Source organism: Staphylococcus sp. AC872 (genome assembly GCF_979255425.1).
In genome coordinates, this window is record NZ_CEEDKW010000007.1 from 15,704 (window position 1) to 35,148 (window position 19,445).

23 protein-coding genes, 1 pseudogene and 1 riboswitch are annotated in these 19,445 nt (G+C 32.7%); of the genes and pseudogenes, 4 read left to right on the forward strand and 20 right to left on the reverse strand.

All coding sequences use genetic code 11. The features are described 5' to 3' along the window. Positions 1–224: 224 nt before the first annotated feature. Positions 225–1,415 carry an FtsW/RodA/SpoVE family cell cycle protein gene (locus ACZ267_RS10460; RefSeq protein ID WP_002466775.1) on the forward strand — a complete coding sequence of 397 codons (1,191 nt, stop codon included), beginning with the start codon at positions 225–227 and terminating at the stop codon, positions 1,413–1,415. 139 nt (positions 1,416–1,554) lie between these two features. Here ACZ267_RS10460 and ACZ267_RS10465 read toward each other — a convergent pair whose 3' ends face one another. From ACZ267_RS10465 to csoR, 3 genes are all read right to left on the reverse strand, one after another. After that, positions 1,555–1,692 carry an Lmo0850 family protein gene (locus ACZ267_RS10465; RefSeq protein WP_002466770.1) on the reverse strand — a complete coding sequence of 46 codons (138 nt, stop codon included), beginning with the start codon at positions 1,690–1,692 and terminating at the stop codon, positions 1,555–1,557. A gap of 138 nt (positions 1,693–1,830) precedes the next feature. Beyond that, complete coding sequence (gene csoZ / locus ACZ267_RS10470; RefSeq protein WP_002466743.1) at positions 1,831–2,037, reverse strand: putative copper chaperone CsoZ; 207 nt, start codon at positions 2,035–2,037, stop codon at positions 1,831–1,833. Positions 2,038–2,047: 10 nt separating this feature from the next. Next, positions 2,048–2,341 (reverse strand): copper-sensing transcriptional repressor CsoR, encoded by a 294-nt coding sequence (gene csoR / locus ACZ267_RS10475; protein WP_002466760.1) that lies wholly within the window; start codon positions 2,339–2,341, stop codon positions 2,048–2,050. 188 nt (positions 2,342–2,529) lie between these two features. Here csoR and cls point away from each other — a divergent pair, with 188 nt between their 5' ends. Both cls and ACZ267_RS10485 read left to right on the forward strand, forming a co-directional pair. Then, on the forward strand, positions 2,530–4,014 hold the full coding sequence (cls, locus tag ACZ267_RS10480) for a cardiolipin synthase (RefSeq protein ID WP_002466786.1): 1,485 nt from the start codon (positions 2,530–2,532) through the stop codon (positions 4,012–4,014). A 127-nt stretch (positions 4,015–4,141) separates the two neighbouring features. Then, a complete protein-coding gene (locus tag ACZ267_RS10485; protein WP_079449125.1) occupies positions 4,142–4,786 on the forward strand; it encodes an HD domain-containing protein in 645 nt (214 codons plus the stop codon). Positions 4,787–4,823: 37 nt separating this feature from the next. On the opposite strand, the gene yidC is transcribed toward ACZ267_RS10485, so the two are convergent. The 7 genes from yidC to ACZ267_RS10520 all read right to left on the reverse strand — a co-directional run bounded on the left by yidC (position 4,824) and on the right by ACZ267_RS10520 (position 10,575). After that, the gene (gene yidC / locus ACZ267_RS10490) at positions 4,824–5,693 is read right to left on the reverse strand and encodes a membrane protein insertase YidC (protein WP_002466746.1); all 870 of its coding nucleotides are present in this window, start codon (positions 5,691–5,693) and stop codon (positions 4,824–4,826) included. Positions 5,694–5,781: 88 nt separating this feature from the next. Then, positions 5,782–6,423 (reverse strand): thiamine phosphate synthase, encoded by a 642-nt coding sequence (thiE, locus tag ACZ267_RS10495; protein WP_015364827.1) that lies wholly within the window; start codon positions 6,421–6,423, stop codon positions 5,782–5,784. Then, the gene (gene thiM, locus ACZ267_RS10500) at positions 6,424–7,215 is read right to left on the reverse strand and encodes a hydroxyethylthiazole kinase (protein ID WP_002466779.1); all 792 of its coding nucleotides are present in this window, start codon (positions 7,213–7,215) and stop codon (positions 6,424–6,426) included. Continuing rightward, the gene (gene thiD, locus ACZ267_RS10505) at positions 7,208–8,029 is read right to left on the reverse strand and encodes a bifunctional hydroxymethylpyrimidine kinase/phosphomethylpyrimidine kinase (RefSeq protein WP_079449126.1); all 822 of its coding nucleotides are present in this window, start codon (positions 8,027–8,029) and stop codon (positions 7,208–7,210) included. The genes thiM and thiD overlap by 8 nt, the downstream gene beginning before the upstream one ends. Then, positions 8,022–8,711, reverse strand: a complete 690-nt coding sequence (gene tenA / locus ACZ267_RS10510; protein WP_002466756.1) for a thiaminase II — start codon at positions 8,709–8,711, stop codon at positions 8,022–8,024. Before tenA ends, thiD begins: the two co-directional genes overlap by 8 nt. Positions 8,712–8,788: 77 nt before the next feature. Continuing rightward, positions 8,789–8,890: riboswitch (TPP riboswitch) on the reverse strand. Positions 8,891–9,051: 161 nt separating this feature from the next. After that, positions 9,052–9,783 (reverse strand): transglycosylase family protein, encoded by a 732-nt coding sequence (locus ACZ267_RS10515; RefSeq protein WP_079449127.1) that lies wholly within the window; start codon positions 9,781–9,783, stop codon positions 9,052–9,054. Between the two features lie 408 nt (positions 9,784–10,191). Beyond that, positions 10,192–10,575: a single-stranded DNA-binding protein gene (locus tag ACZ267_RS10520; protein ID WP_002466750.1), complete on the reverse strand. Its 384-nt coding sequence runs from the start codon at positions 10,573–10,575 to the stop codon at positions 10,192–10,194. Positions 10,576–10,762: 187 nt separating this feature from the next. On the opposite strand from ACZ267_RS10520, the gene ACZ267_RS10525 reads away from it, so the two are divergent. Beyond that, positions 10,763–11,203: a YwpF-like family protein gene (locus ACZ267_RS10525; RefSeq protein WP_002466783.1), complete on the forward strand. Its 441-nt coding sequence runs from the start codon at positions 10,763–10,765 to the stop codon at positions 11,201–11,203. An 8-nt stretch (positions 11,204–11,211) separates the two neighbouring features. On the opposite strand, the pseudogene ACZ267_RS10530 reads toward ACZ267_RS10525, so the two are convergent. From ACZ267_RS10530 to ACZ267_RS10575, 10 genes and pseudogenes are all read right to left on the reverse strand, one after another. Next, positions 11,212–11,530, reverse strand: a pseudogene (locus tag ACZ267_RS10530) (transposase); the annotation flags it as partial. Positions 11,531–11,812: 282 nt separating this feature from the next. After that, positions 11,813–12,253, reverse strand: coding sequence for a 3-hydroxyacyl-ACP dehydratase FabZ (gene fabZ / locus ACZ267_RS10535; protein ID WP_002451649.1), 441 nt, complete (start codon positions 12,251–12,253; stop codon positions 11,813–11,815). Between the two features lie 43 nt (positions 12,254–12,296). Further along, on the reverse strand, positions 12,297–13,562 hold the full coding sequence (murA, locus tag ACZ267_RS10540) for a UDP-N-acetylglucosamine 1-carboxyvinyltransferase (protein WP_002466773.1): 1,266 nt from the start codon (positions 13,560–13,562) through the stop codon (positions 12,297–12,299). A 111-nt stretch (positions 13,563–13,673) separates the two neighbouring features. After that, positions 13,674–13,907, reverse strand: a complete 234-nt coding sequence (locus ACZ267_RS10545) for a DUF1146 family protein (protein WP_015364825.1) — start codon at positions 13,905–13,907, stop codon at positions 13,674–13,676. Between the two features lie 151 nt (positions 13,908–14,058). Next, a complete protein-coding gene (locus ACZ267_RS10550) occupies positions 14,059–14,463 on the reverse strand; it encodes a F0F1 ATP synthase subunit epsilon (protein ID WP_002451652.1) in 405 nt (134 codons plus the stop codon). Between the two features lie 19 nt (positions 14,464–14,482). Next, positions 14,483–15,895, reverse strand: coding sequence for a F0F1 ATP synthase subunit beta (atpD, locus tag ACZ267_RS10555; protein ID WP_002451653.1), 1,413 nt, complete (start codon positions 15,893–15,895; stop codon positions 14,483–14,485). Between the two features lie 21 nt (positions 15,896–15,916). Then, positions 15,917–16,783: an ATP synthase F1 subunit gamma gene (atpG, locus tag ACZ267_RS10560; protein WP_002466776.1), complete on the reverse strand. Its 867-nt coding sequence runs from the start codon at positions 16,781–16,783 to the stop codon at positions 15,917–15,919. A 30-nt stretch (positions 16,784–16,813) separates the two neighbouring features. After that, complete coding sequence (gene atpA / locus ACZ267_RS10565) at positions 16,814–18,322, reverse strand: F0F1 ATP synthase subunit alpha (protein ID WP_079449128.1); 1,509 nt, start codon at positions 18,320–18,322, stop codon at positions 16,814–16,816. Between the two features lie 22 nt (positions 18,323–18,344). Continuing rightward, complete coding sequence (locus ACZ267_RS10570; protein ID WP_002466758.1) at positions 18,345–18,884, reverse strand: F0F1 ATP synthase subunit delta; 540 nt, start codon at positions 18,882–18,884, stop codon at positions 18,345–18,347. Beyond that, entirely contained in the window at positions 18,884–19,405 is a 522-nt protein-coding gene (locus ACZ267_RS10575) for a F0F1 ATP synthase subunit B (RefSeq protein WP_002451657.1), read from the reverse strand. The genes ACZ267_RS10570 and ACZ267_RS10575 overlap by 1 nt, the downstream gene beginning before the upstream one ends. Positions 19,406–19,445 lie beyond the last annotated feature (40 nt).

Here is a 19,445-nt window from a genome sequence, read left to right on the forward strand (position 1 = left end):
TTATAATCTATTAATATAAAGGGCAAAGTTCTTTTACCAAACCTACTATTCAATCTAATACTCCCTTAGAAATAAAATGGTTATTGCAATTGAACTTGATATTCTAGCAAATTTCTATAAAGTCATGTAAAATCGTTATATAATTATGGATGAAAGATGAATGATTATCACTATTGATAATTCATTACCAAATATCTCATCACGTGTAGTAAAAGGAGTAAATTATGAAATATTCATCCCGTCAACAGCCTAACAAACATTGGCTACTTAAAGTAGACTGGATTTTAGTAGCAATCATTACATTGTTAGCTATATTAAGTGTTACATTAATTAGTTCTGCCATGGGTGGTGGACAATATAGCGCTAACTTTGGAATTAGACAAATATTGTACTATATACTAGGCGCAATAATGGCCATAATAATTATGTTTATTTCACCTAAAAAAATAAGAAATTATACATATTTGCTTTATGGAATTTTTTGCATATTATTATTAGGACTTTTAATATTGCCAGAAACACCTATCACACCAGTTATTAATGGTGCCAAAAGTTGGTATAGCTTTGGACCAATTAGTATCCAACCTTCCGAATTCATGAAAATTATACTTATATTAGCTTTGTCTAAAGTAGTAGCGCGACATAATCAATTTACATTTAACAAGTCATTTCAATCTGATTTGACATTATTTTTCAAAATCATAGGCGTTTCTATTATTCCAATGGCGTTAATTTTATTACAAAATGATTTAGGAACAACATTAGTTATTTGTGCAATCATTGCTGGAATTATGCTAGTGAGTGGAATTACATGGAGATTACTTGCTCCAATTTTTATTGCAGCAATCGTAATTGGTTCGTCAATTATACTTACTATTCTTTTCAAGCCATCTTTAATAGAAAACTTATTAGGTATAAAGATGTATCAAATGGGCCGAATCAATTCATGGTTGGATCCTTATTCATATAGTAGTGGAGATGGTTATCACTTAACTGAATCACTAAAGGCCATCGGTTCAGGTCAACTATTTGGTAAAGGTTATAATCATGGTGAGGTTTATATACCTGAAAACCATACCGATTTCATTTTCTCTGTTATTGGCGAAGAAATGGGGTTCATAGGATCAGTTATTCTCATTTTGTTATTTTTAATTCTAGTCTTTCATTTAATTAGATTAGCAAGTCGGATTAATGACCAATATAACAAAGTTTTTATTATAGGATATGTATCACTTATTGTTTTCCATGTTCTGCAAAATATCGGAATGACTGTTCAATTGTTACCAATTACTGGTATTCCTTTACCATTTATTAGTTATGGTGGTAGCTCATTATGGAGTTTGATGACTGGAATTGGTGTCATTTTATCTATTTATTATCATGAACCTAAAAAGTACGAAACTTTAAAAGACTAATTTGATATCATATAAAAATAGAGTCAACCCCTTCGTGGGCTGACTCTATTGCTTTACTAAAAAAGTCGCCGATTAAAATCGACGACTCATATTCAGAATTTAAGTGTACTTACTAACCAAAATCCTAAATCAAGTTCACTTATTTACATTCGTGACTGATTTGATTTGTTGTAGGTAACGTATTAATAATGTCTAAACGAGATTTAGTTTTTTTAATATTTACACCTAATGATGATAATAAATTGACCACATTTTGAATTTTCTCTGAATTCTTCACTAACAACACCTCGTTTGGTTGACTTCATAATAATCATACCCCAATTCAGCCTACTTTACTACATGATTTTTAAAATTTAATATAATCTTTACTTTTTATAACTTAAAAATATGTTCATTAAACTGAATTTGCATATGATCAATAGAGCACTTTATATCCAGCATCATAAATTTCTTTTTCAATACTATTTAAATTCGCAGGTGTCTCAAATTCAATTGTTATGTTTCCAGAATTGATATCAATATCAACTTGATATACACCTATCATTTCAGTTAAAAGATTTTTTATAGCTTCAGATTGTTCTTGTGTTTCTATTCCAGCAGTATATACAATTTTTTGTTGCACTTGATATCCCTCAATCTTTCATTAATTTTTGAAACGTAACGAGTAGTTCCTCCATTGCTTCTTCTTGATGACCTTGATTTACTTTATCTGCTATACAACTTTTCATATGTTGTTCTAATAATTTAGTAGCTACACTATTTAATGCAGAACGTGTAGCTCTAATTTGAGTTAACACATCATCGCAATAAACATCCTCTTCTATCATTCGATTAATAGCTCTAACTTGACCTTCAATTCGGTTTAATCTCGATTTTAAATTGACTTTAATTTGTTCAGAGTGATGTGCATGATCTTGTTCTGTCACTTGAGTCACCTCTTTATTGATTTCCTTATTATCCTACTTCTCTAACACCATTTAGTCAATGATAGAAAGACTTATTAATACAATCAGTATAATGATAAAAATATGACTTCATGGTACAATTATGTAGTTAAAAACTTTTGTTAAATCAATTAAATTTTAATACAAATAATATAATAAGGAGGTATTTTATGGTCGAAATATTCACAATGACTTTCGCTCATTCCAATCTAATTATCAATATTATTTTGATTGGTGCTTTTATTTTGAACTTAGCTTTCGCCTTTACTATTATTTTTATGGAAAGACGCAGTGCTAATTCAATATGGGCATGGTTATTAGTCCTTGTATTTTTACCTTTATTAGGTTTTATATTATATCTACTTTTTGGCCGTCAGATTCAAAGAGATCATATTTTCACATTGGATAAAGACGATAAAGTAGGCCTTGAAATGATTGTTGATGAACAACTTGAAGCCTTAAAAGATAAAAACTTTTCAAAAGGGAATCATCAAATTGTTAAATTTAAAGAAATGGTCCAAATGTTGTTATATAATAATGCAGCGTTTTTAACAACAGATAATGATTTAATGATATATACTGACGGTCATCAAAAATTTGATGATTTATTAGAAGATATAAAAAATGCTAAAGATTATATACATATTCAATATTATATCTTTCACAGTGATGAACTTGGCAAGACCATTTTGAAGGCTTTAGAAGATAAAGCTGAAGCTGGTATTGAAGTTAAAATGTTATATGATGACATGGGTTCAAGGGACTTAAGGAAAAAGGATTTGAAAGCATTTCGTAAAAAAGGTGGTCACGCTGAAGCCTTTTTCCCATCAAAACTACCCCTTATTAATTTACGAATGAATAATCGAAACCACCGTAAAATTGTTGTGATAGACGGTAAAATAGGATACGTGGGTGGATTTAATGTTGGTGACGAATATTTAGGTAAATCTAAAAAGTTTGGATATTGGCGTGATACGCACTTACGTGTTGAAGGAGATGCAGTGAACGCCCTTCAATTAAGATTTATCCTAGATTGGAATTCTCAATCTACTCGTGACAATATAACTTACGAAGAACGCTATTTCCCAGATGTCGACTCAGGTGGCACTATTGGAATACAAATAGCTTCTAGTGGTCCGGATGAAGAATGGGAGCAAATTAAATATGGCTATTTAAAGATGATTTCTTCTGCTAAAAAGTCGATTTATATCCAATCACCATATTTCATTCCTGATCAAGCATTTTTAGATTCTATCAAAATTGCTGCACTTGGTGGTGTAGAAGTCAATATTATGACTCCAAATATGCCTGATCATCCATTTGTTTATTGGGCAACATTAAAAAATGTCGCTTCTCTTTTAGAAGCAGGTGTCAATGTATATCAATACAATAATGGATTTTTACATTCCAAAACATTAATTATTGACGATGAAGTCGCAAGTGTTGGTACTGCCAATATGGACCATAGAAGTTTTACACTAAATTTTGAGGTTAATGCCTTTATATATGATGAAGGTATTGCTCGTTCTTTAAAACAAGCCTTCATAGAAGATATGAAAGTATCAGATCAATTAACTAAGGAAAAATATGCATCACGTAGTTTATGGATCAAATTTAAAGAAGGTATATCACAACTCTTATCTCCTATTTTATAATACTATGTATTCAACAAATAAGATTTAATCGATTGTAAAATAAAAATATATGTAATTAAAATAATATCAAACCTGAGACCAATACCTATTGTTGTCTCAGGTTTTCGTTTTGAAGGGATGAATAGAAATGAAAAATGAAGAACGCATTCAAATTGCTCTAAATTATATGAAAGAATTCCATAAAAATGACTACAGTGGTCATGATGTTGCACATGTTCAACGTGTACATGCATTAGCAAAGTATATTGCTAAGAAAGAAGGTTTTGAACATTCTTTTATTATTGAATTATCAAGTATTCTACATGATACCATTGATCCTAAATTAGTAAATGAACAACAAGCTAAAGACACCTTAATAGAATTTCTAAATAATATTGAATTATCTATAGATGATCAAAATCATGTTATACATATTATTGAGAATATAAGTTATAAGAATGGTTCTAACAACCATATTGAATTATCAACCGAAGGTCAAATTGTGAGAGATGCCGATCGTTTAGATGCCATTGGAGCTATTGGTATTGCTAGAACATTTCAATTTGCAGGTTATTTCAATGAACCAATGTGGACAGAAGCAAAGGTTCCTGATGATTTTAGCGATCATACTCTAACACAATTACCACCTTCCGCTATCAAACACTTTTATGAAAAATTATTTAAACTTAAAGATTTAATGCATACTAAAACTGCTAAGCATATTGCAACGCAACGACATGAATTTATGAAGACTTTTGTTTCCCAATTCTTAGATGAATGGCACTATATATAAGAAAAACCAGCAAATCAGTGATTTGCTGGTTCTTAAATTATTTTTTATTTTTCTTTGAAACGACTTGAGTATTTTTACCTTTTTTATTTGATGACTTGCCGTCTTGATCAAATTTTTCAAGTAATGGTTCAACTTCTTTTTTAGCAAGTTTAGAATAATACATATTAGCAAAGTGTGTTTGTACAACTAAGAATGCTGCACTGACTGACCAATATAAACCTAAAGCTGAAGCTGAACTTAATGAAATCCAAATAATCATGATTGGTGATACAATCATCATCATGTAACCCATTTGACGTTGTTCTTGTGGCATAGTTTTACTTGAAACATATGCTTGAATAAAGTAAAGCACACCTGCAATAATTGTAATCCAAATATCTGGTTTAGTTAAATTAAACCATAAAAAATGAGGGTGTACAGATAAGCCACTGACTAACTTGTCCTTAAGAACAAAGTATAATCCCATGATAATAGGCATTTGAATTAGCATTGGTAAACAACCTAGCATGCTCTTCATTGGATTCATATCATATTTTTTATAGACTTCCATTAATTCTTGGTTAGCCGCCATTTTCTCTTCTTGAGTGCGTGCACGTTTAACCTTTTCCTGAATACCATCTACTTCAGGTTTAGCAACTTTCATTTTTTCACGCATCATATGACTATTTTTATAGTTAGATAACATGAATGGAAGTAACACAAGACGAATAACAAATACTAAAATGATAATAGCTAAACCATAATCATTGTGTAAAACATCGTTACCCAACCACTGTAATAAGTGTTTCATTGGATCAACGAACGTATTATAGAAAAATCCACTACGAGCTCCAGGTTTTGAATAATCACAGCCTGCTAAAAAGACCATTAAACCTAAAAACAAAGGTAGCAACGCTTTTTTCTTCATTTTTCCACCTCTATTGTAATATTCACATAGAATTTATTCTATCATACTCATACTCTAGGATAAAACAAAAAGTGGAAAAAATTAAAGATTACTTGAAATATTTCTTGAATTCATTAACAGTGTTGTCAATATTGTTACTTCTACTTATTGCTGAAATCACTGAAATACCATCAGCCCCTGCATTAGCAATGAGTCCTACATTATCTTCAGTAATACCGCCAATGGCAACCATAGGAAATTTACCCATTTTTTGTCTTAATTGTTTAATCATGTCAGGTCCTACAGGTGCATTAGCATCACTTTTAGATGGCGTTTCAAACATTGGTCCAACTCCGATGTAATCAACATTAGTGAGATCCGATTTTTCATACTCATACAAATTACCGACACTAAGACCAATAATCTTATCTTGAAAGTCATTTGAAAAGGCTCTAACCGCTTCATCATCTTGACCAACGTGAATACCATCAGCATTAATACGCTTAGCTAGAGACACATCATCATTAACAATAAATGGTACAGAATATGTGTTACATAGCGCTTGTAACTCTTTAGCTAATTTTTCTTTATTCAATCCAGATAAAGCCTTGTCGCCTTTTTCTCTAAATTGAAACATCGTTATGCCAGCTTCTAAAGCTTGTGTAAGGATGTCTTGAATAGTTTGATTTTCTGGTATATCTTGAGTGCCACATATAAAGTAAATTTTTAATTCTGAAGCTTTAAATGACATTTATTCAACCTCTTCTTTGCTAACAAATTTTTTATAGGTTTGATAATTCAATAAATACAATTGATCTAGCAATTCAGACAAAAATGAGCCAGGACCTTTAGCATGATCTGCTTCTTCAGCAACTTCTCCAGCTATATTATAAAAACTTACTGCTTCGACAAGTGTTTCTTGTTGAGGATGCTGATTTCTAAATAAGAAACTAGCAATAATTCCACCTAATAGGCAACCAGCACCTGTGATTTTAGCAGACATTGGTGAACCGTTCGAAAGTTTAGTCACTTTGTCATCTTGAACAACAATATCTTCTTTTCCTGTGATTACAATTGCAGTTTGATATTTTTGATAAGCCTTCTTAGCAATATCTATTGCATTTAGCGAACTATCTCCATCAGTACCCTTCATTGTTGTATTGTTATCAATGAGAGTCAAGATTTCTGAAGCGTTGCCTTTAATCACTGCAACTTTAACTTCATTTAAAAAGTTTTTACAAAAATCTTTTCTGTATTGTGAAGCTCCTACTGCGACAGGATCAAAAACAATTGGTGTACCAATTTGATTTGCAATTTTACCTATCTTAATTAAATCTGCTTCATTATTATGCGTAAGTGTACCAATATTAATAAGTAATCCACTCGCAACTTGATAAAAATCTTTAGCCTCTTCTGGTGCTTCACTCATTGCCGGACTTGCACCAATACTTAATAATCCATTTGCAGTAAAATTCTTAACTACATCGTTTGTATAACATACAATTAAAGGGTTCTCATTTCTTAGCTTTTCTAAATTATTCATCATCTAAACCTACTTTCTTAAGATACGCAAAATGATTGACTGGGCCACGACCTTTACCAATCTCAGGGGTATATTTAATACTCAACGAAATAAATTTTTTTGCTTTTTCAACTGCTTCATAAATACTACGACCTTTAGCTAGTTCGGCAGCAATGACAGCTGAAAACGTACAACCTGTACCGTGTGTATGTTTAGTATCAAATCGTTCATCTTCAAATGTGTAAACGCCATCTTTTGTAAATAAAAAATCTTTAGCATTATTTAAGTCAGCAGAATGTCCACCCTTAATGACTACACCCTTGCTTCCAATTTCATTGATAAATATATCTCCTGCTTTTCGAATATTTTCTTCAGTATCAATCTTTATTCCAGTGATTTCTTCCGCTTCTGGAATATTAGGCGTAACAACATCAGCTAGTGGCAATAATGTACTTTGCAACTTTTGTTTGGTTTGATCATCCATCAACGAATCCCCACTTTTGGCTAACATGACAGGATCAATCACGTATGGAATTGTAGGATAATCTTCTAAATAATTTTTGATTAATTGCATCGTCTCCTCTGTAGCAATCATTCCTGTTTTAATTGCATGAGGAAGTTCATCATTAAATACACTATCCAATTGCTCTTTAACCCATGATGTCTCTAAATTATGAATATGGTCTACCCCCATTGTATTCTGAGCAACAATACCTGTTATAGCTGCCATTCCATAAACACCACAAGAATGGAATGACTTCAAATCAGCCATTACACCAGCACCGCCAGTTGGATCAGTACCTGCAATAGTTAAAGCAATTTTAGGTTTATTCATCTTTGTCACCTCTAAAATTCCATTTTTCATCTACGTAGGCCATATTGAAAAAGTTTCTTTCATGAATAGTACTTTGTAAGAAATTCTCCTTAATCTCTTCTTTTTCTTCTGAAGTACAATTCTCTGTTAAACGATCCATTAATTCATCAAATAAATTTACTAATGCATCCATTTCTGTACTATAAAATTCAAACCAATTAGACGTAATTGAATCTTTATTAAGTTGATTGTCCTTTATCGCTCTTTTACCAATTACCGCATATACATATGGACATGGTGCCATTGCTGCAATCGTATATGCAGCATTTTCATGTGCATAGGCATTATAGTACATATGCTTAATATAATGATCACCACTTGGTGGCCATACCTTTTCTTTAACAATCTCATGATAAGGTTCATTGATAAATGAAGCTAAAATTTCATGTGCCTCTACTTCACCTTCTAATAAAAATTCAATCTGTTCAACTAAAAATTTAACATCATCCATATTAGGCACTTTAGGAATTAATAGTGCATATAGATTAGCAAATTCTTTTAAATAAGATGCATCTGCACGTAAATATTGTCTCACCGCTTGTTTAGATAATTCACCATGTAATAAATCTTGAATGAAACCATCATTATAGATATCTTCAATAATAGGTTCTGCTGCCATTCTTAAATCTTTAGAAAAACTCATAAAATTGCCTCCTTGAAATAAAAAAACTACTTTCCAAACGTGGAAAGTAGCAAAATTAAGGCACGACCTCATACCGTTAATATGTTACACTACTTTCCTCCGTTGGTACTAACCAAATCAGGTTTTAAGGGTCTGAATTAAATTCATCTCAGCCTTCATAGGCGCCCCTAGTAGTTCTTTTTTTAATCATTTTCAATTATTACAATAGCAAATGTAACATATAAATTCAATTATTAAAAAATGTATATCAATATATCTTTTGATATACATATAACTAAATCTAACTTTTCACAAATAAAAAACACCCTATCTAAAGATAGGATGTTTAGTGAAATCTATATTATGCAGTAACCCATTGGCTTGGGCCAGCTGTATCATATAATTTTTGTGCTGCAGTGTCTTGAACATGTTCAGGAGCGCTAGAAGCTGGTTGACCTTTGTACTCAGATGGAGCTACTGAATCCCATGTAGATTGTAAGAATTGATACTTACCTGAAGCACCTGTTGATGGGTTTGTAGCGTGGATGTCGCCACCTGATTCACGTTGTGCGATTTGTTTTAAGTGATCATTAACATTTACTGATGAACCACTTGAAGCTTCATTTGAGCTTGATTCATTGTTTGAAGTAGTAGCTTCTTGTTGTGGTTGTTGAGTTTGCTCTGTTTGTGGAGCAGAAACTTGCTCAGGTTGAGCAGAGTTTGATTGTTGTTGGTTGCTAACTTCTTCTGCTGAAGTTTGGTTAGTTGATGCTGAAGCTTGTTCACTTACATCTTGTTGTGGTTGAGCTTGAGTATTTGAAGCTTCACTTGATTGACCAGATTGGTGGAAATCCCATGAGAAGTTTGAACCATCTGATTCAAAATGATAAGTGAAACCATTATAATCGAATGTATAGTTATAAGCGCCTTCTTGGATAGGGCTTTCGTTTAATGATTGATCATTTGATTGTGCTTTTTGAGCTAATTCAGCTTCATTGATATTTGCTTCACTTGCGTGTGCGTCGTGTCCAGCGTTACCTGCTACAACGCCTAATCCTACTGCTAATGATGATGCGATAATTGTCTTTTTCATTATTAAAAAATCCTCCTAAAAGTGATTTGTTTTCTTTAACTAATTTACAAATACAACTTTAACATCTATAAATACACTGCAGGTTACAGCCAAATAAAAAAGGAAGCCTTTTTTTTACGTCCTAATTACATCGTAAATTGGTGTAAATTTAAATTATAAGTCTTTTGAAAACTGCCATGACAGTTTATAAAGGTTATATACTTGTGATATGTATGTAATACAAATGAAATCTATCAGATAATTCTGACGTAAAAGTGCCTATTTTTAAGTAATATATGGTACAAAAACGACCTTTTTATTTTATTAAATTTTAAAAAGGTCGCTTGAGTATAATTGAAAGATGATAATTTATATTAAGATAGGATAAAAGTATAAATAATTGGGAGTTGTTGAATAATTAATGGCTATCTAACCTATATGAAAGCATTCATTTTGTGCTTCATTAAATTCGTTAGAGAGGATATTGGATTCTTTTGTCTTAGAGGACATAAATTTAATTGTTTCTACATATACTTCAGTTACAAAATGTGTCTGATTATCTTTTTCATACTTACGAGATCGCATTTGACCTGTAATACCCACTAAAGAACCCTGTGATGTATACATTTCGATATTCGTAGCTGTTTTACCAAAAGCTTTACAATATAGGTAATCGCATGCGATTTCATTGTTCTGATCTTTATAATTTCTTTCCGTAGCAACGCAAAATGTTGCTACTTTACTACCTTCCTCCTTTTCAAAAATTTGGGCATCCTTTGTAAGTCTGCCAACTAAAACTATTTTATTTAACATGTGTCACCTCCTCTTAAGTAATATAATAATCACATCTATTAATACCGTCAAAATGCTAATTTTTCGAAATATATAGCTATTTCCCCTTCATTTTTGATATATTTAAAGAAAATAATCAATATTTAAATCGGTTGATTAAAAATAAATCACTTTTTGTAAATATATAAATAAATGGGATGTGGACTTAATGAAGACATTTAAAGCTGTACGTTTTCAAATTGTAAGCGAGAATGGCGGTGTAACTGAATATGAACTAGAAGACGGCGTGATTATCAATAAAGAAGGTAGTGGTACAGGATGGCTTTTAGAAATTGTCATTTCTAATGAACACTATCACACATTTAAGGAGTATAAAGACAATGAACAATTGTTAGATATACGTGTTGTCATAACAAGACCTGCCAACGATCCTGCATTATTTGATGCCACTGTAAAAAGTGTAACTCAGTTTGAAAAAACAATGTCTATAGTATTCGAATGCCATATTTATACTCTTAGACAAGTCTATGCAGAAAGTTTATTAGAAGAATTAGTTAATGATGGACTAACTGGTGAAGAATTAAAGAAAACATTCAATCGTATGATGCAATCTAAACCTAAACTTAAAGATGAAAAATTCGAAAGATAAATTCAAAAGGGGTTGACTCTAAAACGGTTAATGGTTATATAAAAAGGTGTTTGATTTTGTGATAACCACATCATTCTAATGCTATCATTAAGAAGTTTCTCTATTTTACGACCAGAGAAAACAGGTTGCGTATAAGCATATAGAAGAATTTTTAACATCATTTTTGGATGATATGATGTAGCACCTCGATGGTGATTGAATTCATCGAATTCATTATCTGGGATTGTTTCAACAATTTCATTCACATATCGAGCAATCATTTGTAGGAATAAGAATTGAAGTTTCCATTGGTTGTGTAAGTTGAGACATGTTATAAACTTTATACATAAGGCACCTCGTTGATTTAGTTTATTGATATTTATTAAATTATACGAAAGGGCCTTTTTTTTTAAAGTATTTTAATGTAAAATAACATGTTAATACGTAGTATTGTTGACGAGACTCCTGAGGGAGCAGTGCCAGTCGAAGACCGAGGCTGAGACGGCACCCTAGGAAAGCGAAGTCATACAATACGAAGTATTGAATATAAAAAGAAGCACAAAGATGATTTTCAATTTCAAATCATCTTTGTGCTATTATTTTTGTGATTTATGTCCCAGGCTCTTTGTTTTACTTAGCATCTTGAATTGCAAAAGTTAATTCACAACTACATGCTAGTTGACCATCTACTGTAGCTTTAGCAGTACCTTTTCCAATAGGTCCTTTTATTTTTGTAATTTCTACTTCTAGCATAAGTGTATCACCAGGTGTTACCTGTCTTTTAAAACGACACTTATCTATACCTGCAAAAAGCGCAATTTTACCTTTATTTTCTTCACTATTTAACATAGCTACTGCACCCGTTTGCGCCAACGCTTCTGTAATTAATACACCAGGCATTACAGCATAATCTGGAAAATGCCCTTGGAAGAATGGTTCGTTACCTGAAACTTGTTTTAATCCCACACAACGCTTACCTTCTTCGTATTCTACAACTCTATCTATCAGTAAAAATGGTTGTCTGTGTGGTATGATTTGTTTGATTTGATTATAATCGAAAATTGTTTCCATGATGTTTAACCCTCCATGTTTGACCAAAAGTTAATGCTTCAAATTAATCATTAATACGTTCGATATTAGCGCCTAATGATTTTAATTTGCCATGTAAATCTACATAACCTCTATCTAAATGTTTTAATTCAGTAACTTGAGTTGTACCTTCAGCAACTAAACCAGCTAAAATAAGTGCTGCTGCTGCTCTTAAATCAGTTGCTTTTACTTGTGCACCTTGTAAATCACTCTTACCTTCAATCTTAGCGCTTCTACCTTCAACATCAATATTTGCATTCATTCTACGGAATTCTGCAACATGCATAAATCTATTTTCAAAGACTGTTTCTGTAATAACTTTATGACCATTGGCTGTTAATAATAATGCCATCATTTGAGATTGCATATCTGTAGGGAACCCAGGGTGTGGTAATGTTTTTACATCTACAGGTTTTAAATCTCCTTCAGCAGATACACGAATGCCATCTTCTTGATAATCTAATTTAACGCCCATTTCTTCAAGTTTATAAACTAAGCTAGACATATGCTCTTTGATTGCACCACGAACAAATATATCTCCACGTGTTATCGCACCTGCAATAAGTAAAGTACCTGCTTCAATTCTATCTGGAATAATTGAATGCTCTACACCTGTTAAATATTCAACACCATGGATTGTAATAGTGTCTGTACCAGCACCTGTAATTTTTCCGCCCATTTCATTTATATAATTAGCTAAATCAACAATTTCAGGTTCTTTAGCAGCATTTTCTAATACTGTTTTTCCTGATGCTAATGATGCAGCCATAATTAAGTTTTGAGTCCCGCCAACGCTTGGGAAGTCTAAATGTATTGAAGCACCTTTTAAACCATCTTTTGCATTTGCATAAATATTTCCATTTTCTAAATGTATTTCAGCTCCTAATGCCTCAAAACCTTTGATATGTTGTTCAATAGGACGACTTCCAATCGCACAACCACCTGGTAATGCAACTATCGCATGTCCTAAACGTGCTAATAAAGGTCCCATAACTAAAATACTTGCACGCATTTTACTTACATATTCATATGGGGCCTCTTCATTTAATGTTTTAGTAGCATCTACTACCACTGCATTTTCATCTTTTTTATATGTAACATCTGCATTTAATGTTGATAATACATTATTAATTGTTTCTACGTCACTTAATGCAGGTACATTAACTAATTTGCTTGTACCTTTAGAAGCTAAGAGTGAAGCTGTTAACACAGGTAAAACTGCATTTTTAGCACCTTCTACTTTGACTTCTCCTTTTAATTGGTTACCACCATTAATTACTATTTTATCCATCTTAAATCCTCCACTTAAATCTCCTAGTTATTTACATTTCCCTACTATATAAAATTTATTATTCATTATTATATTATATCCGTTTTTCAATATGAAAAAACTAAAAACGCACTATTTCATTATATATTTTAATTGAGTGGAAAACTGTAATAAGTCAATTATGAAATTACTCACACTCGTTCCCAACATTATAGCTATAAATATCATACAAATTTGAACTTGTGTAGCATAACCTTTTTTAAAAAATTGATCGAGGCGAATTGAATTCAATGCCCAATAAGCTATGCAAATACATATCACATGTAATATCAAATGTATAATTGCAAACTGTCCAAGATAATCCATAGTTAACTCCTTAGAATTGATTACTGTATAACATTGTACATGAAAAAAGTTAATAATGATACTACAATTAACTGTAAACAAAGGAAGATTTATATGTATATTAAAAGGCTTGGAAACACCATATCTGGTTTATTTCCAAGCCTTTTATCATTTATTTAAGTTCAGCCACACGTAAACGGTTATTTGCTCGTTCTAACGCTCTTTTGGCTCTATTAATGTCACTATTATCATCATCATTATCTAAATGCGATTCTGCTCTTGATTTAGCTAATTTAGCTCTTTCAACATCAATTTCAGTAGCAGTTTCAGCTGTTTGGACAATAATTGATAGTTGATGTTGTCTAACTTCTACAAACCCATCACTAACTGCTATATATTCATTTCCATTATGAAAATTTACTTTGACATAGCCAGTCTTTAATGCAGAAACGGTTGGAATGTGTCCATTCATCACACCCATTTCGCCAGCTGTAGTTTGTAAAACAGCTAGTTCTACATCATCTCGTTCATAGACAGAACCATTAGGAGTGACAATATTTAGGCTTAATGTATTCATTATCCATACCTCCTAATTATTAGACTTCAACACCCATGTCTTTAGCTTTCGCAATTACATCTTGCATGCTACCTACTAAGCGGAATGCATCTTCCGGAATATGATCATATTTACCTTCTAAGATATCTTTAAAGTCCGCTACAGTTGTTTTAACAGGAACATAAGATCCTTTTTGACCAGTGAACTGTTCAGCCACGTGGAAGTTTTGTGATAAGAAGAATTGAATTCTACGTGCACGTTCTACAGTTTGTCTATCTTCTTCAGATAATTCATCCATACCAAGAATTGCAATGATATCTTGTAATTCTCTATATTTTTGTAATGTAGATTGAACTCCACGAGCTACTTCATAATGTTCTTGACCAACAATTGATGGTTCTAAAGCTCTAGAAGTTGATGCTAATGGATCAACAGCTGGATAAATACCCATTTCAGTTAACTTACGCTCTAAGTTTGTAGTTGAGTCTAAGTGAGCGAAGGCAGTTGCTGGCGCTGGGTCAGTGTAGTCATCGGCAGGTACGAAAACTGCTTGAATAGATGTTACAGAACCTTTATTTGTAGATGTAATTCGTTCTTGTAATTGACCCATTTCAGTTGCTAATGTTGGTTGGTAACCAACGGCTGAAGGCATACGACCAAGTAATGCAGAAACTTCAGAACCAGCTTGTGTAAATCTGAAAATATTATCGATGAATAAAAGTACGTCTTGTCCTTGTTCATCACGGAAGTATTCAGCCATAGTTAAACCAGATAAAGCTACACGCATACGTGCGCCAGGTGGTTCATTCATTTGTCCAAATACCATCGCTGTTTTCTTAATTACACCACTATCACTCATTTCATAGTATAAATCATTACCTTCACGAGTACGTTCACCTACACCCGCGAATACTGAAATACCACCATGTTCTTGTGCAATATTGTTAATTAATTCTTGGATTAAAACGGTTTTACCTACTCCGGCACCACCGAATAGTCCAACTTTACCACCTTTAATGTAAGGTGCTAATAAGTCTACTACTTTAATACCTGTTTCTAAGATTTCTACTTCAGTAGATAATTCATCGAAACCTGGTGATTGTCTATGGATTGGATCACGACGTACGGAATCATCAATTTTCTCTTCCAAGTCAATTGTTTCACCTAGTACATTAAACACTCTTCCAAGCGTTTCATCGCCTACAGGTACACTAATATCTTTACCTGTGTCTTTAACATCCATGCCTCTTTGAACACCATCAGTTGAATCCATTGCAATTGTACGTACAACATCATCACCTAATTGTAGTGCAACTTCTAATGTTAAGTTTAACGTTCCATCTTCTTTTGGAACTTCAATAATAAGGGCATTATTAATATCAGGGACTTCGTTATGTTCAAAGCGAACATCAATAACAGGACCCATAACTTGAGTTACACGGCCAATTCCCATGCTTTTTTCCTCCTTTTAATTTTATTCAAGTGCTGCTGAACCACCAACAATTTCAGTGATTTGTTGCGTGATAGCTGCTTGTCTAGCTCTATTGTATTCTAATGATAAGTCATCAATAAGTTCTGTAGCATTATCAGACGCATTTTTCATTGCTGTCATACGTGATGCATGTTCACTTGCTTTAGCGTCTAAAATCGTACCGTATATTAAGCTTTCTACATATTGCGGTAAGATAACACTTAAGATAGATTCTTTATCAGGTTCAAATTCATATGTAGACATATGACCATGACCTTGACTTGAATCTTCTTGAGATAATGGAAGAACCTTTTTAGTAGTAGGTTTATTTTCTAACACACTTACATAATGACTGTAATAAATATTTAACTCATCAATATTTTCTTCACTGTATAAATCAATTGCATGTTTTGCAAGAGCTTGAATAGATTTAAATGAAGGTTGGTCTGGTAAATCAACTAGTGAACTTTCGATTTCATAACCACGTGTTTTTAGGAAATCAACACCTTGTTGACCTAATACCACAATACTATATTCACTACTATCATTATGCTTTTGTTTGATGTCAGTTACTAATCTTTTAAGTACATTAGCACTGTACGCACCAGCTAAACCTTTGTCACTTGTGATAACAAGATAACCACTACGTTTTACATCTCTTTCTTTAAGCATAGGATGGCTAGAATTTTTGTTTGATCCAGCTACAGCTGTAATAGCATCTTGCATTTTATCCATATAAGGCTTGAATTGTTTAGTATTTTTCTCCGCTCTTCGTAATTTAGAGCTTGATACCATGTTCATCGCCTTAGTAATTTGCTTCATCTTTTTGGTTGATTTTATACGTGTATCTATTTCTTTTAAAGAACCCACTATCTCACCACCTTTAATTACTATTCTTTATTATTCAGATTTACTAAAGCTTTTTTTGAATTCCGTAATTGCAGTATCAAATTTATCAGCATCTGGTAAGCCACCAGTTCCTCTGATTTCTGATAATAAATCAGTTGCATTTGAAGCTGCCCAGTGGTTTAGTTCGTCTTCAAAACGAGTAATATCTTCAACTGGGATATCATCTAGATATCCTTTAGTTAATGCAAAGATAATTAATACTTGATTTTCAACAGGAAGTGGTTTGTTTTGATCTTGTTTCAAGATTTCAACTGTACGTTTACCACGCTCTAATTTTCTAGCTGTGAATTCATCTAGATCAGAACCAAATTGAGCAAATGATTCTAATTCTCTATAAGAAGCAAGGTCTAATCTTAAAGTACCTGCAACTTTCTTCATAGCTTTAATTTGTGCTGAACCACCAACACGTGATACGGATTGTCCAGCGTTAATTGCAGGTCTTACACCTGAGAAGAATAAATCAGATTGTAAGAAAATTTGACCATCAGTAATTGAGATAACGTTTGTTGGAACGTAAGCTGAAATGTCTCCAGCTTGAGTTTCAATAATAGGTAACGCAGTAATTGAGCCGCCACCTAAGTCATCATTCAATTTAGCTGCTCTTTCAAGTAATCTACTATGTAGATAGAAAACATCACCTGGATATGCTTCACGACCTGGAGGTCTACGTAATAATAATGATAGTTCACGGTAAGCTGATGCTTGTTTAGTTAAGTCATCATACACGATTAAAACGTGCTTACCATTAAACATGAACTCTTCACCCATAGTTACACCAGCGTATGGTGCAATGTATAGTAATGGAGCTGGTTCAGCTGCAGATGCTGAAACAACGATTGTGTAATCTAAAGCGCCAGCTTGTCTTAATTTTTCAACGTTCGCTCTTACTGTTGAGTCCTTTTGTCCAATCGCAACATAGATACAAATTGTATCTTCTGTTTTTTGGTTTAAAATTGTATCAATTGCGATAGTTGTTTTACCAGTTTGACGGTCACCGATGATTAACTCACGTTGACCACGACCAATAGGTACTAACGCGTCAATTGCTTTGATACCAGTTTGTAAAGGTTCATCAACTGATTTACGATCCATAACACCAGTTGCTTTCTTTTCCACTGGTCTAGTTTTAGTAGCATTGATAGGACCTTGTCCATCAATTGGTTGACCTAATGGATTTACTACACGACCAATAAGTTCTTCACCTACTGGTACTTCCATAATACGTCCTGTACGTTTAACTTCGTCCCCTTCACTAATATCAGTGTATGGTCCTAAGATAACCACACCAACATTAGATTCTTCAAGGTTTTGTGCTAAACCAAGCACGCCGTTTTGGAATTCTACTAGCTCACCAGCCATAACGTCATTTAGTCCGTGAATTAATGCGATACCATCACCAATTTGTAATACTGTACCAACATCTGTAACGGACATTTCTGACTCATAATTCTCAATTTGTGAGCGAAGTAATGCACTGATTTCTTCAGCTTTTATGGCCATCTATGTCACTCCTCTTTATTAATTAGTTAGCTCTTTTAAATTTACGTTGTAATTGAACAAGATCATTTTTGACACTGCCATCCATAACAGTCGTGCCGACCTTAACTCTAAAACCACCAATTAAGTCTTGATTAATTTTAGTATTTACAATTACTTTAGATAAGTTTGTTTGTTCTTTAACTAGTTCAACGATTTTAGAAATTTCATCATCGTTTAAATCATAAGTTGATTCTATTAATGCGAAATCTTGATTATTGTGTTGATTATACTGAGATTGAAAAGCTTTAAATACATCTTCAATGTATGAAATATGACGATTTTCAGCCAATACTTTTAACATATTAACGATATATTGATTAGCGCCACCATAAACATTTTCTACAAAACTTTGACGTTTTTGTAATGTTAATTTTGGATTACTATCAATAGCTTTTAAGTCTTTAATATAATCGAATGAGGAATGACTAATTACTTCCAATTCCTCATAAATATTATCTAATTGATTTGTATCTGCAGAAACATCGAATAATGCCTTTGCGTATTTATCAGCGACTTTTGCCATTATTTATCGCCTGCCTCTTTTAGATACTTTTCAACTAATTCTTTTTGATCTTGCTCTGAAATTTCTTTTCTAAGAACTTTAGAAGCAATAAGTACAGATAGTTCTGATACTTGATTATTAATATCTGCAATTGCACGTTCTTTTTGACTATTAATTTCACTTTGAGCTGTTTCAATCATGCCGTTAGCTCTTACATTAGCTTCATGAATGATTTCTTCATGTTGTTTTCGAGCTTGAACTTTCGCATCTTCTAGAATTCTTTGAACTTCATCTTGAGTTTCTTTAAGTGTCTGTTTATTTTCTTCTTCAAGTTTTTGTGCATTTAATTTAGCTTGTTCAGCATCGTCGATATCTTTGTTAATATCACGTTCACGTTTGTCCATTACTTCTTTTAATGGACCCCAAGCAAACTTTTTCAATAACGCTAATAGGATAATAAAAGTAACGATTTGTACAATTACAGTACCCCACTCAACGCCTGAAGCTGCACCAATAACGAACATATTAGCTGTTGCAGTCACGGGATCATGACACTCCTTTCGTCAAAATAATCATTAAGCT

Coding starts and splice junctions, on each gene's coding strand:
- ACZ267_RS10460 (WP_002466775.1), top strand. CDS start 225: ATGAAATATTCATCCCGTCAACAGCCTAACAAACATTGGCTACTTAAA.
- cls (WP_002466786.1), top strand. CDS start 2,530: ATGGTCGAAATATTCACAATGACTTTCGCTCATTCCAATCTAATTATC.
- ACZ267_RS10485 (WP_079449125.1), top strand. CDS start 4,142: ATGAAAAATGAAGAACGCATTCAAATTGCTCTAAATTATATGAAAGAA.
- yidC (WP_002466746.1), bottom strand. CDS start 5,693: ATGAAGAAAAAAGCGTTGCTACCTTTGTTTTTAGGTTTAATGGTCTTT.
- thiE (WP_015364827.1), bottom strand. CDS start 6,423: ATGTCATTTAAAGCTTCAGAATTAAAAATTTACTTTATATGTGGCACT.
- thiM (WP_002466779.1), bottom strand. CDS start 7,215: ATGAATAATTTAGAAAAGCTAAGAAATGAGAACCCTTTAATTGTATGT.
- thiD (WP_079449126.1), bottom strand. CDS start 8,029: ATGAATAAACCTAAAATTGCTTTAACTATTGCAGGTACTGATCCAACT.
- tenA (WP_002466756.1), bottom strand. CDS start 8,711: ATGAGTTTTTCTAAAGATTTAAGAATGGCAGCAGAACCTATTATTGAA.
- ACZ267_RS10515 (WP_079449127.1), bottom strand. CDS start 9,783: ATGAAAAAGACAATTATCGCATCATCATTAGCAGTAGGATTAGGCGTT.
- ACZ267_RS10520 (WP_002466750.1), bottom strand. CDS start 10,575: ATGTTAAATAAAATAGTTTTAGTTGGCAGACTTACAAAGGATGCCCAA.
- ACZ267_RS10525 (WP_002466783.1), top strand. CDS start 10,763: ATGAAGACATTTAAAGCTGTACGTTTTCAAATTGTAAGCGAGAATGGC.
- fabZ (WP_002451649.1), bottom strand. CDS start 12,253: ATGGAAACAATTTTCGATTATAATCAAATCAAACAAATCATACCACAC.
- murA (WP_002466773.1), bottom strand. CDS start 13,562: ATGGATAAAATAGTAATTAATGGTGGTAACCAATTAAAAGGAGAAGTC.
- ACZ267_RS10545 (WP_015364825.1), bottom strand. CDS start 13,907: ATGGATTATCTTGGACAGTTTGCAATTATACATTTGATATTACATGTG.
- ACZ267_RS10550 (WP_002451652.1), bottom strand. CDS start 14,463: ATGAATACATTAAGCCTAAATATTGTCACTCCTAATGGTTCTGTCTAT.
- atpD (WP_002451653.1), bottom strand. CDS start 15,895: ATGGGAATTGGCCGTGTAACTCAAGTTATGGGTCCTGTTATTGATGTT.
- atpA (WP_079449128.1), bottom strand. CDS start 18,322: ATGGCCATAAAAGCTGAAGAAATCAGTGCATTACTTCGCTCACAAATT.
- ACZ267_RS10570 (WP_002466758.1), bottom strand. CDS start 18,884: ATGGCAAAAGTCGCTGATAAATACGCAAAGGCATTATTCGATGTTTCT.